The organism is Salinicola halophilus, from assembly GCF_003206155.1.
Classification (GTDB): domain Bacteria; phylum Pseudomonadota; class Gammaproteobacteria; order Pseudomonadales; family Halomonadaceae; genus Salinicola; species Salinicola halophilus.
This window is the reverse complement of the sequence record NZ_PZJV01000006.1, coordinates 151,765-166,070: the sequence shown is the minus strand read 5'-3', so window position 1 is coordinate 166,070 and position 14,306 is coordinate 151,765. Positions and strand designations below refer to the sequence as shown.

Genomic DNA, 14,306 nt, shown 5'->3' with positions numbered 1-14,306 from the left:
AGCGTCATCGCGACTCCCCTCCTACAGCGCCGGATCGTCCACGCCGAAGGTCTCCGGCACGTACCAGCGTACGTCGCGTAGATCCTTGTCGATCTCCTCTTCCACCTTCAGCAGGTGGGCGAAGATCGCCATGCGCATGGGGATGCCGTTGTCGGTCTGGCGGAAGATCGCCAGCCGCGGGTCGCCGTTGAGATCCACCGAGAGATCGTTGGCGCCGGGGCGGCTGTCGCGGGGCAGCGGATGCATGACGAAGGTCGAGGCGTTGCAGCGCCGGTCGAGAAAGCCGCGGTCGACGACGTAGTCGGCGGTCAGCTCGTGAAAGCTTTCCGTCATCTCCGTGGTGAAGCGCTCGCGCTGGATGCGCGTGGCATAGATGACGTCGACGTCGCTGAAGTCGTCGGCGAGGCTCGGCCGGATCTCGATACGGTGCCCGCGGGAGGCAACCCGGTCGATCAGCGGCTGCGGCATCTCGAGGCCCGGCGGCGAGACCAGCGTGATGCGCAGCGGGTCGAACAGCGACAGCAGCTTGATCAGCGAGTGCACCGTACGCCCGTACTTGAGATCCCCCGTCAACAGCAGATGCGCCCCCGCCAGCGGCTTGCCGAGCCGAGCGAACTCCTTGGTGATGGTATAGACGTCGAGCAGCGCCTGGCTCGGGTGCTCGCCGGGACCGTCGCCGCCGTTGATCACCGGCACTTTCGTCGCCTCAGCGAACTCCGCCACCGAGCCCTGCTCGGGATGGCGCATGACGATGGCATCGACGTAGCCACCCATGACGCGACTGGTGTCGTAGAGCGATTCGCCCTTGGCCATCGACGAGAAGGTGAAGCCGGTGGTGTCGCAGACGCTGCCGCCGAGCCGGCAGAAGGCAGCGTTGAAGCTGATGCGGGTGCGCGTGCTCGCTTCGAAGAAGAGGTTGCCGAGCACCGCCCCCTCGAGCACGCGAGTCACCTGGCGGCGCTGGGCGATCGGTTCCATGCGATCGGCGATGCGGATCAGGTGGTCGACGGCGTCGCGGTCGAGGGAGTCGATGGAGAGCAGGTGCGAAGGCATCACGGACCTCTTTGGCGGCGAATCAATGGCGTCGGAAAAGCGGTGGGTCACGCCGTGGCATCGCCCGGCGCGACCGGGCAATAGTGTAGCGCTGTGGCCGTTGCGCTTCACATCGGTTTGACGCGCCTCGAATTAACCTGGGTCAACTGTTGCAACGTCGGTTTGGCGGAAACTTTCGTCACGCTCTACGCTCAAGAGCGTGGCCGGCTCGCCGTGTGCGAAAGGTCGTGGTGCGCTCCGCGCTCGCCTCTTGACTCTCGACCCCCGCCGCTCGACGTCCGTATCACTTTCGTCACTCACCTCCAGGAGAGCGCCAGGATGGCAGAATCACAGATTCCTCCGCAGCATCAGGACCACCAGCCCGGCGACGAGCATCGCATGACGCCGGAGCCGGAGTTCATCCGCGATGATTACCAGGGGACGGGCAAGCTCAAGGACAAGGTCGCCATCATCACCGGGGGCGACAGCGGTATCGGACGCGCCGTGGCGCTTCACTACGCTCGTGAAGGCGCCGACTGCGCCATCGTCTACCTCGACGAGGAGCGCGACGCCGAAGACACCAAAGCGCTGGTCGAGGCCGAGGGGCGGCGCTGCCTGCTGCTCAACGGTGACGTGGCGGACTCCGCCTTCTGCCGCGAGATCGTCGAGCGCACCCGTAGCGAACTCGGCGGCGTCAACATTCTGGTCAACAACGCCGCCGAGCAGCACGACTGGGACGACGTCACCCAGATCACCGACGAGACGCTGCAGCGAACCTTCGCCACCAACATCTTCAGCCACTTCTACCTGATCCGCGAGACGGTGCCGCACTTGGGCGCCGGCGACACGATCATCGCCACCTCCTCGGTCAACGCCTTCAAGGGCAACGACACGCTGATCGACTACTCCTCGACCAAGGGCGCGATCCAGGGACTGGTACGTTCGGTGGCGCAGGCGCTGGTGGGTCGCGAGATCCGTGTCAATGCGGTGGCGCCGGGACCCGTGTGGACGCCGCTGATACCGGCGAGCTTCGACGAGGAGAAGGTGGAAGGCTTCGGCGAGCAGGTGCCCATGAAGCGGGCCGGCCAGCCCAGCGAAATGGGGCCGGCCTACGTCTACCTGGCGAGCAAGGAGTCTTCCTACATGACCGGGCAGACGATTCACTTGAATGGCGGGGTCATCCTCAACACCTGAGGCGAGGGCGCCCCAGAGCTCGCGGACGCCCAACGGCCCGCGATCAGATCGGCGGCTGGCTGGGAAGCTTGCCGCCGATTCGCGTCGTGATCTCGCGGGCGGTTGCCGCCACCGTTTCCGCGAGTTCGGGCAGACGGGCATCGTCGATCCGAGCGACAGGTCCCGAGACCGAAATCGCCGCCAGCGGCAGGCCGCTTTCGTCGTGCAGCGTCGCTGCCACGCAGTTGAGGCCGATGGCGTGCTCTTCACGGTCGATGGCGTAGCCCTGCTCGCGGATCGTGACGAGTTGATCGCGTAGTCGGTCCAGATCGGTCAGCGTGTTGGGTGTCTCGCTCTCCAGTATGCGCCCGCTCATGATCCGTTCGAACTCCATGGGCGGCATCCACGCCAGCAGCGCCTTGCCGACGCCGGAGGCGTGCAGGGGCGCACGCGAGCCGAGCCGAGTGATCATGCGCATCATCTGGCGCGATTCGCTCTGGGCGAGATAGACCACCATGCCGTCGTCGCGGATACCCAGGTTGGCGGTCTCGCCGGTGGCCGCGGTGAGCTGGCGCAGAAACGGCCGGGCGGTGGCCACGAAGTCTCGCGCCTCGAGAAAGCTGTTGCCGATCCGAAACGTCTTCACGTCGATCTTCCACAGCCCGCTCTCCACGTCCTGCGTGATGAAGCCCTGGTGATGCAAAGCCTGCAGCAGCCGGTGCGCGGTCGACGGCGCGAGGTCGACGTCTTCGGCCACCGCCGAGAGCGCAAGCCCTTCGGGCGCGGCGGCGAGCCCTTCCAGAATCGACAACCCCCTGACCAGCGACTGACTGTGTCCGCCGGCGCTCTTGGCGCTACCTGCCGGACGCCCGACGCCTCGGCGTTTCGGTTCGCTCTCCCGGTTTGGCTGCTGTTCGCTCGCCCGATTCCGCTGCTGTTCAGTCGCCCGGTCCCGCTCGTTGTCCGTCACCCGTCGCCGCTCTCGTATTCGTTTGCGTGAAGCGTCAAGGATAACCATTCGGCCCGGCGCTGTCTGGTAGCGGTAGGTCGCGGTTTGGGGGGCAAGGACAAGGAATCGACGCTGGGACTTTTAGAATTGGAAATATTTTCCATAAATATTGACGCTCGGCGACCGCTCGCTTAATTTGGCACTCAGCGGCGGCGCAAAGGTGTCATTATCTGGCCTGTCGACCCCATTTTCGCGTGTCGTCGTGACCGACATCGGTCGACGACTCGCCCCGAGCGCTCTTCCGTCGGGTTAGAGATCGTATTGATCGACGGAAGCTTGGCGAGCCACTGGCTCGCCATTTTTTTGTCCGTCTTTGGGAAGTCTGTCATCACGCGCGCAACCGGCGTTGCGGCGCTACGCGGCGACTGTGGCGAGAGCGGCAGACGCCCCGCATGAAAACGCCGGCGCCCCGAGAAGGAGCGCCGGCGTTGTCGATTGAGACGAGCAGTAGGCCGCTTCACGTCTCGCGCTCAGTTCTGAACCGACATTACCGCGCCGCCGTCGACACGCAGGTTGCTGCCGTTGATGTAGGAGGCGTGCTGGGAGACCAGCATGGCGATGACGAAAGCGACCTCGTCGGCTTCGCCACGGCGCTTGGCGACGATGCCGGGACGCTCCTCGTCGAGGAAGCTCTCGATCGCCTCCTCGAACGAGCAGCCGAGCTGCTCCGCGCGCTTCTCCATCATGCCGTCGGTCATCGGCGAGGCGACGAAGGCCGGGGCGACGGTGTTGCACAGCACGCCGTAGGCCGCTTCCTTGTATGAGAGATTCTTGACGAAGGCGCTCAGCGCGGCCTTGGCGCTGTTGTAGACCGCCTCTTCCCAGTAGGGCTGGACCGTGTTCTCGGACGTCAGGCAGACGAAACGGCCCCAGCCGCGCTCACGCATCGCGGGAATGGTGGCCCGCGCCAGGCGCACGGCGGAGAAGAAGTCGATCTTCCAGGCGTGCTCGTAGTCGTCGTCGGAGAGTTCGAGCGGGTCGCCCTTGGCGCCGGTCACGCCGGCGGTGTGAATCACGATGTCCACCGCGCCGAAGCGCTCGACACCCTTGGCGACCAGGGCATCGACCTCGCGCTGGTCGGTGACGTCGGCGACCACCAGCAGCGGGTCGCTCTTGAGTTCCTTCGTGGCTTCTTCGAGCGACGCCATTTCCATGTCGCTCAGAATGAGATTGACGCCCTCGGCTTCGAGTTTCTGCGCCGTGGCCAGGCCGATCCCGCCCTGGGCGCCGGTGATGAGTGCGGTCTTGCCGCGAATGGCCAAATCCATGGTCGAGTCTCCGTGCTCTCTTGCGAGTGCGCCGCCAGAGTCGGCGGCGTGACACAGAGCATGGCTAAGAACGCTTCGGCGCGCCAATGACCGTGCGATTGTCGAAATGCCAAACCGCATCGTCGCTGACTCGCATTGCCGCTTTCGTCGCTCAATCGCCTCATCGCTGACTCGCATCATCGCTTGGTCGCGTCGCGACGCTCGGGCATAGTACCCGGCATAAGACTTTGGTTCGTGATTCGAACCCGACAACACCATCGAGGCTCCGTCGAGAGCCACCATCGACTCGCCGCTTCGATGCGGCGTACGGGATCTCAGGGAACGCCATGATCATTCGCTATTTTCCGCTCGCCCTCGGCCTGGGGGCGACGCTCGCGCCGCTCGCTTCGCAGGCGCAGAGCGAGCCCGTCGACCCGCCACCGCGTAACGGCGTCACTCAGGCACAGCCGGTCATCGAAGTCACCGCGCCGCGTCTGTCGCGCGAACTCTACGCCACGCCGGCGGCAGTCTCCGTGGTCGATCGCGACGAGATCCAGCGCGGCCAGCAGCGCGTGCGGCTCGACGAGTCGCTCGACACCGTGCCGGGGGTGTTCATCCAGAACCGGGACAACTTCGCCCAGGGCCAGCGCATCTCGATCCGCGGCTTCGGCGCGCGGGCGCCGTTCGGGGTGCGCGGCATTACCGTGGTGGTCGACGGCATTCCCTACACGCTGCCGGATGGCCAGGCACAGCTCGACGCCATCGACCTCGACAGCGCCGAGCGCATCGAGGTGATTCGCGGTCCGGCGGCGGTGCAGTACGGCAACGCCGCGGGCGGCGTGATCAGCGTCACCACCGCCGACGGCCGCGACGACCCCGGCAGCCGGATTCGTCTCGGCGGCGGCAGCGACGGCTATCGCAAGCTCTCGGTGAGCAACGGCGGCGAGAACGGTCCCTGGTCGCATCACGTCAGCGCCTCGGCGCTAGGGCTCGACGGCTATCGCGACCAGAGTTCGACCGAGAAATACTTGCTCAACGCCAAACTGCGCCGGGATCTCGGCAGTGACCGTGCGCTCACCGCCATCGTCAATCTGCTCGAGAATCCACGCTCGGAGGACCCGGGCGGGCTCACCCGCGATCAGGCCCACGCCGATCGTGATCAGGCCGGGCGCTTCACCCAGGAGTACGACACCGGGCAGAGCGTCGATCAGCAGGTGCTGGGGCTGCAGTACGAGGATCTCTCCGCCGGGCCGGGGGAGTTCTATCTCAAAGGGTTCTATCTTCAGCGTGACTTCGAGCAGCAGCTGCCGTACCCCGGCGACAGCCTGATCGACTACGACCGCGACTATTATGGCGCCAGCGCCGAGTACCATCAGACGCTGAGCCTTGGCGCGATGCCGCTGCGCTACGTGGCGGGCATCGACGCTGCGCATCAGAAGGACGACCGCGGGCGCAAGAATGTCGCCTTCAGCGGCGACGTCACCGGCACCGTCGCCGACGAGACTCAGGAAGCGACCTCGGTCGGCACCTTCCTGCAGGGCGATCTCGATCTCACCGAGCGCTGGACGCTGTCGCTGGGCGGACGCTACGACCGGGTCGACCTGGACATCGACGACGACTATTTGAGCGACGGCGACGACAGCGGCGATCGTACGTTCCACGAGTGGAGCGGCTCGGCCGGCGTGAGCTATCGCTATCGCCCGTCGCATCAGGTCTACGCCAATACCGGTACCGCCTACGAGACCCCGACCTTCTCCGAGTTCGCCAACCCATCCGGTGTCGGTGGCTTCAACGGGGATATCGAGCCGCAGAAGTCCTGGAGTCGCGAGCTGGGACTGCGCGGCAACTTCGACAACGGCGTCGATTACGATGTGGCGCTCTTCTCGGTGCGCGTGCGTGACGAGCTGGTGCCCTACGAGGGCGACGACGGCCGCACCTTCTACCAGAACGCCGGCGACAGCGACCGCGATGGCGTCGAAGTCTCTCTCGGCTGGCAGTTCGCCACCGACTGGCGCGTCGACAGCGCCCTGACCCTGGCGAAGTACGAGTTCGATAGCTTCGAGGCCCAGGACGGCGACTACGGCGACAACCGTATCCCCGGCCTGCCCGAGCAGACCTGGGTCAACCGTCTCACCTGGGAGAGCCTCGAAGGCCGGTTCGTCAGCGCCGAGACGCAGTACGTCGGTGACATGGTGGCGGACAACGCCAACGACGTTCACGTCGGCGAGTACTGGCTGGTCAATCTGCGTGGCGGCAACGGCTGGCGGCTCGGGGCCGACACCGACCTCGAACTCTATGCGGGGATTCGCAATCTGTTCGACGTCGAGCACTATGCCAACGTGCGCATCAACGCCAACAACGACCGCTACTTCGAGCCGGCACCCGGGCGAACGGTCTACGCTGGTATCGGGATCGACTTCTAAACTCGGCGGACACGCCCGAACGCGCCGAACGAAGAACGGCCGTCATCACCGCCCGGATCGGACAAGGAACGCACCATGCGCATGCTACTCACACTCACTCTCGCCGTCGGCCTGCTCGCAGGGCTTGCCGGCTGTACCGTCAACACCTACGCCAATGGCCAGCGCGACGTCGAGGCCGGCGTGCCCCAGGAGGGCCCGACCAGCAATCCGGCGGACGCCTCCCGCGGGCAGAACGGTAGCGGCGCGCTGCCCTGAGCCGGCGGTTAGCGGTTAGCGGCTTCGGTACGACGCCAGCATGAAAAAGCCCCCGGCGATATCTCGCCGGGGGCTTTTGCGTGACGCTTCCCGTCATCGGGGCGCTAGCGGGGCTGGCGCTCAGGGGCGGTAGTCGGTTTCGGAGTAGAGTACACGCAGACGCAGGGTATGGCTGACCTGCTTGAGCGCTTCCAGCGCCTTGTCGCCGTAGCCCTTGTCGACGTCGACGACCACGTAACCCACCTTGTCGTTGGTCTGGAGAAACTGGCCGGCGATGTTGATGCCGTTGTCCGACAGTACGCGGTTGATCTCGGAGAGTACGCCGGGCACGTTCTCGTGAATGTGCAGCAGACGATGCTTGTCCGGATGCGAAGGGAGCGCCACCTCGGGGAAGTTGACCGAGGTGATGGTGGTGCCGTTGTCGGAGTAGGTCACCAGCTTCTCGGCCACTTCGACGCCGATGTTCTCCTGCGCTTCCAGGGTCGAGCCGCCGATGTGCGGGGTGAGAATGACGTTCTCGAGCCCTCTGAGCGGCGAGACGAACTCCTCGTCCGCCCCCTTGGGCTCGACGGGGAAGACGTCGACCGCCGCCCCCAGCAGCCTGCCGGCCTTGAGCGCTTCCGCCAGCGGTTCGATCTCGACCACCGAACCGCGGGAGGCGTTGATCAGAATGGCGTTCTGCTTCATCAGCGCGATCTGCTCGGCGCCGATCATCCAGCGGGTGGCGGGCAGGTCCGGCACGTGCAGCGTGACCACGTCGGCACGCGCCAGCAGCTCTTCCAGACTCCCCACCTGGCGGGCGTTGCCCATGGCGAGCTTGGTCACCACGTCGTAGTAGAGCACGTCGAAGCCGAGCCCTTCGGCGAGCACCGAGAGCTGAGCGCCGATGCTGCCGTAGCCGACGATGCCCAGCGTCTTGCCGCGTGCCTCATGGGAGTTCTTGGCCGATTTGAGCCAGCCGCCCTGATGCGCCCGGGCGTTCTTCTCCGGGATGCCGCGCAGCAGCATGATGGTCTCGGCCAGCACCAGCTCGGCGACCGAACGGGTGTTGGAGTAGGGCGCGTTGAAGACCGGAATGGCGCGCTTGAGCGCGGCATCGAGATCGACCTGGTTGGTGCCGATGCAGAAACAGCCCACCGCCGTGAGCCTTTCGGCGGCGGCGAAGACGCGCTCGGTGAGCTGGGTGCGCGAGCGGATACCGATGAAGTGAACGTCGCGAATCTTCTCGATCAGCTCGTCTTCGGTCAGCGACGTGGAGAGTGTCTCGATGTTGGTGTAGCCCGCGTTCAACAGCGAATCCACGGCGGACTGATGAATGCCCTCGAGCAGCAGGAACTTGATCTTGCTCTTGTCCAGGGACGTCTTGGCCATTGGGGATCAACCTTTCTTCATCGGCTTGGCGCGACAGCGACGACAACGGCGCCGCTGCAGTGAAATCGGACCGTCGGTCAGCGTCGCGAACGCGGCGGGGGAGCGGTCTCAAAGGTCGCATAGCGTATCACAGCCGTCGCATTCGACGATGAAAACGACGCGGAAGGTCATCACCGGAAAGCGATGAATCAGGTAGGCGTGCCCCGGCGAACCGGGGCACGAAGAGGAGAGGCGTCTTAAGGGGTGAGCACGATCTTGCGGCAGTCGTCCGCCTTGGCATCGAACATCTGATAGCCCTTGGCGGCGTCTTCGAGGTTCATGCGGTGGCTGATGATCGACTCCGGCGCCAGCGTGCCATCCTGAATCGCCTTGAGCAGCGTGGGCAGGTAGTGATGCACGTGGGTCTGGCCGCCTTTCATGGTCAGGCCCTTGTCGAAGAAGTCGCCGATCAGAAAGCCGTCGACCGCGCCGGCGTAGACGCCGGGGATGCTGACGTTGCCGCCGCGCCGTACCGCCGCCAGGCACTGATGCAGGGCGATGTCGCTGCTCTGGACCTCGAAGCGGTCCATCGACGGCAGTTTGCCGCCATGGCCCTTGGATTCGTAGCCCACGGCATCGATCACCGCATCCACGCCGCGATAGCCGTCGGTCATCTGCACGATGGCGTCGGCGACGTCCTCGACCTCGTCGAAGTTGAGCGTCTCGACGCCGTAGGTCCGCTTGGCGAAATCGAGACGATAGGACTGGTTGTCGACCATGATGATGCGCTCGGCGCCTTCCATGCGGGCGCAGGCCGCCGACAGCAGACCCACCGGACCGGCGCCGAAGATCGCCACGCTCGAGCCCTTCTGGATGCCCGCGTTGATCACCGCCTGATAGCCGGTCGGCAGGATGTCGGACATGAACAGGACTTTCTCGTCGGAAAGGCCTTCGGGAATCGCATAGGGGCCGGCGTTGGCCTGGGGGACGCGGACGTATTCCGCCTGGCCGCCGGGAATGCCGCCGTACATGTGCGAAAAGCCGAACAGCGCCGCCGGGGCGGGAATCGACTTCTTGTTGAGCGCACCGCCGTCGTCCGGGTTGGTGGTTTCGCAGGCGGCGTAGAGCGAGTGCTGGCAGAAAAAGCAGCTGCCGCAGGCGATGACGAAGGGCACTACCACGCGATCGCCCTTTTTCACGCTGGTGACCGCGGAGCCGGCCTCTTCCACCACGCCCATGAATTCGTGACCGAAGATGTCGCCGGGTTCGGTGGCCGGCATCGCACCGCGATACAGGTGCAGATCCGAGCCGCAGATCGCCGTGGCGGTAACCCGCAGGATGATGTCGTCATCTGCCTGGAGCTTGGGTTCGGGAACGTTGTCGACGCGTACGTCCTCGGCGCCGTGATAAACGAGTGCTTTCAAGATCGTCTCCTTGATCGAGGCCATTGGCTGCGATGCAGTCGAGGGCGACGTTCGATACGCCGCCGGTGCCTCAAACGTAGAGAAAGAAATGTGGAAGCGCCAAGTTCTTGAGGCGATCGGCGTCAAAGGAGAGCGTAAAAGCGCCCAAAATCTCACTTTTAACGCAGGTTAAAAGCTAAGTTGGATTTGGCGCGAAGTGAGATCTCCAGGCGCCGACAGCCGCGCGAATGGGGTGGGAGGGCAGACGACCCGGGGGGGCAGCGGTGTATACTCATCCGTCAAACATGAATCGGCGTGCGGCATGGCCGCCTCGCCCAGACGACAGCTCTCGATGCCGGCTCGGTGTGGCGAGAGCGACGACACGAGAGCCCTATGTCCGATAACAGCGCCGACCGGCCAGCGACCCAGGCCGACCGCGACCCGCCGCAAGATTTCGCCGCCACGCTCTCGACGCTCGAGGGGCTGGTCGGCCGGCTCGAGTCCGGCGAGCTGAGCCTCGAAGCCTCGCTCGACGCCTTCGAGCAGGGCATTCGGCTCACCCGCGACGCGCAACGCCGCCTGGATGACGCCGAACTCAAGGTGCAGGCCCTGCTCGAGCAGGCCGACGGTAGCCTGGAGGGCGTCGCCTTCGATGCCCCGCAGGATGACCGGGACCGGGAGGCCGGCCATGGACAGTGACGTAACGCCGGAAGCCGCCAAGGCGACCGCCTCGCCCGGGGACAGCGTTCCCCCCTCGCGGGCGATCGATGCAGCGCGAGCGCGTGCCGATTGCGTGCTCGCCGACTGCCTCAATCGACAGGATGGCGTCTGCCCGTCGCTCGACGACGCCATGCGCTACGGCGTGCTGGGCACCGGCAAGCGCCTGCGGCCGATCCTCGTCTATCTTGCCGGCCAGGCACTCGGCGCCAGCGACGACGCTCTCGATGCGCCGGCCGCGGCGGTGGAGATGATCCACGCGTATTCGCTCATTCACGACGACCTGCCGGCGATGGACGACGACGATCTTCGCCGGGGTCGGCCGACCGTCCATCGCGCTTTCGACGAGCCCTCGGCGATTCTCGCCGGCGACGCGCTGCAGACGCTGGCTTTCGAGGTGCTGGCGGCGACGCCGCATCCGCGTCTCGGGGCGCTGGTCACGACGCTCGCCCGCGCCGCCGGTCGCGACGGCATGGCGGCCGGCCAGGCGATCGATCTCGGCGCGGTGGGCTCGCGCATGGACCTGGCGTCATTGCAGCGCATGCATCAGCACAAGACCGGCGCGCTGATTCGCGCCGCGGTTCGGCTCGGCGCGCTGACGGCGGTCGAGGAGAGCGATCCCCGCCTCGCGGCGCTCGATCGCTACGCCGGTGCCATTGGCCTGGCGTTCCAGATCCAGGACGACGTGCTCGACGTCACCGGCGACACTCAGACGCTGGGCAAGACCTCCGGTGCCGATGCCCAGCGCGACAAGCCCACCTACCCTGCGCTGCTCGGTCTGGAGCCGGCCCGTGAGCGCGCTCAGGATCTGCTGGCCGAGGCACTCGACGCGCTCGACGTGCTCGGCGAGAAAGGCACGGCGCTGGCGGCGCTGGCGAGAACCATGATCGATCGTGATCACTGACCGGTAACGACATGCTATGAAGTTGTTCGATGAGATTCCCACCCAGCGCCCCCTGACACCACGGCTCGACGCGCTCGAGACGCCGGACGGGCTGCGGGAGATGACGCTTGCGCAGCTGCGCGAGGTCGCCGACGAGCTGCGCGCCTATCTGCTCTACAGCGTCGGCGTCAGCGGCGGCCACTTCGGCGCCGGCCTCGGCGTGGTGGAGCTGACCGTCGCGCTGCACCGCGCCCTCGAGACGCCCCATGACCGTCTGGTATGGGACGTGGGTCATCAGGCCTATCCGCACAAGATCCTGACCGGGCGACGCGAGGCGCTGCTGGGGATTCGTCAGTACGGCGGGCTCGCCGCCTTTCCACGGCGCGAGGAGTCCGCGTTCGACACCTTCGGCGTCGGCCACTCCAGCACCTCCATCTCGGCGGCACTCGGCATGGCACTCGGCGCCCGGGCCAAGGGCGAAAAGCGCCGCGTCTGCGCGGTGATCGGCGACGGCGCGCTGACCGCCGGCATGGCCTTCGAGGCGCTGGCCCACGCCGGGCACGTCAACGCCAACCTGCTGGTCGTGCTCAACGACAACGAGATGTCGATCTCCGAGAACGTCGGCGGCATGGCGAGCTATCTCACCCGGATTCTCACCAGCAAGCCCTACGCGGCGATGCGCGAGAACTCCAAGCGCGTGCTCTCGCACCTGCCGGGGGCGCTCGAGTTCGCGCGGCGTACCGAAGAGCACGTCAAGGGGATGATCAGCCCGGCGACGCTGTTCGAGGAGATGGGCTTCAACTACATCGGCCCCATCGACGGTCACGACCTCGGCGCGCTCAATCAGGCGCTCGAGGCGCTGCGCGACCAGGAAGGGCCGCAGTTTCTCCACGTGCGCACCCGCAAGGGGCGCGGCTTTCGGCCGGCGGAGTCTGACCCGATCGGCTTTCACGCCATCACCAAGCTCGAAAAGACGCCGGCGTCCGCGCCCCGGGTCGATCCCGTCTCCGCCCCCGCGACCACAGCGACACCGAGGCCGAAGCCCAAGAAGTACTGCAACGTCTTCGGCGACTGGCTCTGCGACATGGCGGCGGCGGATTCGCGGCTGATCGGCATCACCCCGGCGATGCGCGAGGGCTCCGATCTGGTGCGCTTCTCGCAGACGTATCCCGAGCGCTACTTCGACGTCGCGATCGCCGAGCAGCATGCGGTGACGCTCGCCGCGGGCATGGCCTGCGAGGGCATGAAACCGGTAGTGGCGATCTACTCGACCTTTCTGCAGCGCGGCTACGATCAGCTGATCCACGACGTCGCCGTGCAGCACCTGGACGTCACCTTCGCCATCGACCGCGCCGGGCTCGTCGGCGAAGACGGCCCGACCCATCACGGCGCGATGGATCTCTCCTTTCTGCGCTGCGTGCCGGGGCTGATCATTCTGGCGCCGGCGGACGAAGCGGAGTGCCGCGCGATGCTCTCGACGGCCTATCACCATGCCGGGCCGGCGGCGGTACGCTACCCGCGTGGTACCGGGCCGGGCAGCGAGATTCCGGCCGACCTGGAGGCGCGCCTGTCGATCGGCCAGGCCGAGACCCGGCGCGATGCCGGTGAGAGCGCGAGCCCCCGGGTAGCACTGCTCGCGTTCGGCAGCCTCAACGTGCCCGCCGCCGAGGTCGCCGAACGCCTGGATGCGACGCATATCAACATGCGCTCGGTGAAGCCGCTGGATCGTGAGGCGATCCTGCGCGCGGCCCATGACCACGATCTCGTGGTGACGCTCGAAGAGAACGTCGTCGCCGGCGGCGCCGGCAGCGGCGTCAACGAACTGCTGGCGGCGGCGCGGGTCGAAGTCGCTTTGCTCAACCTGGGCATCCCGGATGCCTTCGTCGAGCACGGCAAGCCCGCGGAGCTGCTGCGCGACTGCGGTCTCGACGTCGACGGTATCGACGCGGCGATTCGTGAGCGTCTGGCGAGCGCCGCCGCCGACGTCTCCCCTCAATAACGAACAACGGAACTCTCCATGCTGTTTTTGATTGCGATTGGCGCCTTCATTGGCTATCTCATCGGCAAGCTGCCGGGGCTGCTCATCGGCGCGGGTATCGGCTGGTGGATCACCAAGAAGCTGCGGGCGTCGCTGCTGGGCAAAGTGGTCAACATTCAGCACCAGCTGCTCGAGTCGACCTTTGCGGTGATGGGGTGCGTGTGCAAGGTCGACGGCCATATCACCGAAGACGAGATTCGGACCGCGCAGACCCTGTTCGATCGCATGCAGCTCAACGACGAGCAGCGCGAGCGGGCGAAGGCGGCATTCAACCGCGGCAAGGAGGCGGATTTCGACCTCGATGCCGAAGTGGCCAAGGTGCGTCAGGTCACCGGTGGCCAGCGAGCGCTGCTGCAGGTCTTCCTGCAGGTTCAACTGGCGGCGATCGCTTCCGACGGCCAGATGCATCCCGCCGAGCACGAGGTGCTGCTGCGAGTGGCCCGCGGACTCGGCTTCTCGGAAGCGGAGATCGACCAGATCGAAGCGATGCTGCGCGGCGGCGCGCACCAGGCCGGCGGCAGCCAGGCGAGCAGCGGCCAGTCGCTGGAGGATGCCTATCGCGTGCTCGGTGTCTCCGAGGAGGCGACCGATGCCGAACTCAAGCGCGCCTACCGCAAGCTGATGAGCGAAAACCACCCCGACAAGCTCGCGGGCAAGGGGCTGCCGGAAAGCATGCGCGAGACGGCCAAGGAGCGGACCAGCGAGATCAGCAACGCCTACGAGGTGATCCGCAAGCGTCGCGCCGGCGAAGCCTGAGCCGACCCGCTGCGGCGCTG

Annotated in this window: 12 protein-coding genes; 7 read left to right on the top strand and 5 right to left on the bottom strand. The window is 66.2% G+C overall.

What is annotated here, in order from left to right; genetic code table 11:
- Positions 1 to 21 precede the first annotated feature (21 nt).
- The gene (gene pyrB / locus DOM33_RS12670; protein ID WP_110669526.1) at positions 22 to 1,053 is read right to left on the bottom strand and encodes an aspartate carbamoyltransferase; all 1,032 of its coding nucleotides are present in this window, start codon (positions 1,051 to 1,053) and stop codon (positions 22 to 24) included.
- 318 nt (positions 1,054 to 1,371) lie between these two features.
- Here pyrB and DOM33_RS12665 point away from each other — a divergent pair, with 318 nt between their 5' ends.
- Complete coding sequence (locus DOM33_RS12665) at positions 1,372 to 2,226, top strand: SDR family oxidoreductase (RefSeq protein WP_110669524.1); 855 nt, start codon at positions 1,372 to 1,374, stop codon at positions 2,224 to 2,226.
- Between the two features lie 43 nt (positions 2,227 to 2,269).
- On the opposite strand, the gene DOM33_RS12660 is transcribed toward DOM33_RS12665, so the two are convergent.
- Both DOM33_RS12660 and DOM33_RS12655 read right to left on the bottom strand, forming a co-directional pair.
- Positions 2,270 to 3,175, bottom strand: a complete 906-nt coding sequence (locus tag DOM33_RS12660; protein WP_239495357.1) for an IclR family transcriptional regulator — start codon at positions 3,173 to 3,175, stop codon at positions 2,270 to 2,272.
- A 509-nt stretch (positions 3,176 to 3,684) separates the two neighbouring features.
- Entirely contained in the window at positions 3,685 to 4,482 is a 798-nt protein-coding gene (locus DOM33_RS12655) for an SDR family NAD(P)-dependent oxidoreductase (RefSeq protein ID WP_110669521.1), read from the bottom strand.
- 326 nt (positions 4,483 to 4,808) lie between these two features.
- Between DOM33_RS12655 and DOM33_RS12650 the strand changes: the two genes are divergently transcribed.
- Both DOM33_RS12650 and DOM33_RS12645 read left to right on the top strand, forming a co-directional pair.
- Positions 4,809 to 6,884, top strand: coding sequence for a TonB-dependent receptor family protein (locus DOM33_RS12650; RefSeq protein WP_110669519.1), 2,076 nt, complete (start codon positions 4,809 to 4,811; stop codon positions 6,882 to 6,884).
- Between the two features lie 75 nt (positions 6,885 to 6,959).
- Positions 6,960 to 7,139 (top strand): hypothetical protein, encoded by a 180-nt coding sequence (locus DOM33_RS12645; protein WP_110669518.1) that lies wholly within the window; start codon positions 6,960 to 6,962, stop codon positions 7,137 to 7,139.
- Between the two features lie 120 nt (positions 7,140 to 7,259).
- Here DOM33_RS12645 and serA read toward each other — a convergent pair whose 3' ends face one another.
- Both serA and DOM33_RS12635 read right to left on the bottom strand, forming a co-directional pair.
- Positions 7,260 to 8,510, bottom strand: coding sequence for a phosphoglycerate dehydrogenase (gene serA, locus DOM33_RS12640; RefSeq protein WP_110669516.1), 1,251 nt, complete (start codon positions 8,508 to 8,510; stop codon positions 7,260 to 7,262).
- Positions 8,511 to 8,746: 236 nt separating this feature from the next.
- Complete coding sequence (locus tag DOM33_RS12635) at positions 8,747 to 9,913, bottom strand: zinc-dependent alcohol dehydrogenase (protein WP_110670265.1); 1,167 nt, start codon at positions 9,911 to 9,913, stop codon at positions 8,747 to 8,749.
- 372 nt (positions 9,914 to 10,285) lie between these two features.
- Here DOM33_RS12635 and DOM33_RS12630 point away from each other — a divergent pair, with 372 nt between their 5' ends.
- Genes DOM33_RS12630 through djlA form a run of 4 tightly spaced genes read left to right on the top strand, consistent with a single transcriptional unit; the run spans position 10,286 to position 14,286 of the window.
- A complete protein-coding gene (locus DOM33_RS12630; RefSeq protein ID WP_110669514.1) occupies positions 10,286 to 10,591 on the top strand; it encodes an exodeoxyribonuclease VII small subunit in 306 nt (101 codons plus the stop codon).
- Positions 10,581 to 11,513, top strand: coding sequence for a (2E,6E)-farnesyl diphosphate synthase (gene ispA, locus DOM33_RS12625; RefSeq protein ID WP_110669512.1), 933 nt, complete (start codon positions 10,581 to 10,583; stop codon positions 11,511 to 11,513). The genes DOM33_RS12630 and ispA overlap by 11 nt, the downstream gene beginning before the upstream one ends.
- A 16-nt stretch (positions 11,514 to 11,529) precedes the next feature.
- On the top strand, positions 11,530 to 13,491 hold the full coding sequence (dxs, locus tag DOM33_RS12620) for a 1-deoxy-D-xylulose-5-phosphate synthase (protein ID WP_110669510.1): 1,962 nt from the start codon (positions 11,530 to 11,532) through the stop codon (positions 13,489 to 13,491).
- An 18-nt stretch (positions 13,492 to 13,509) separates the two neighbouring features.
- Positions 13,510 to 14,286: a co-chaperone DjlA gene (djlA, locus tag DOM33_RS12615; protein WP_110669508.1), complete on the top strand. Its 777-nt coding sequence runs from the start codon at positions 13,510 to 13,512 to the stop codon at positions 14,284 to 14,286.
- Positions 14,287 to 14,306 lie beyond the last annotated feature (20 nt).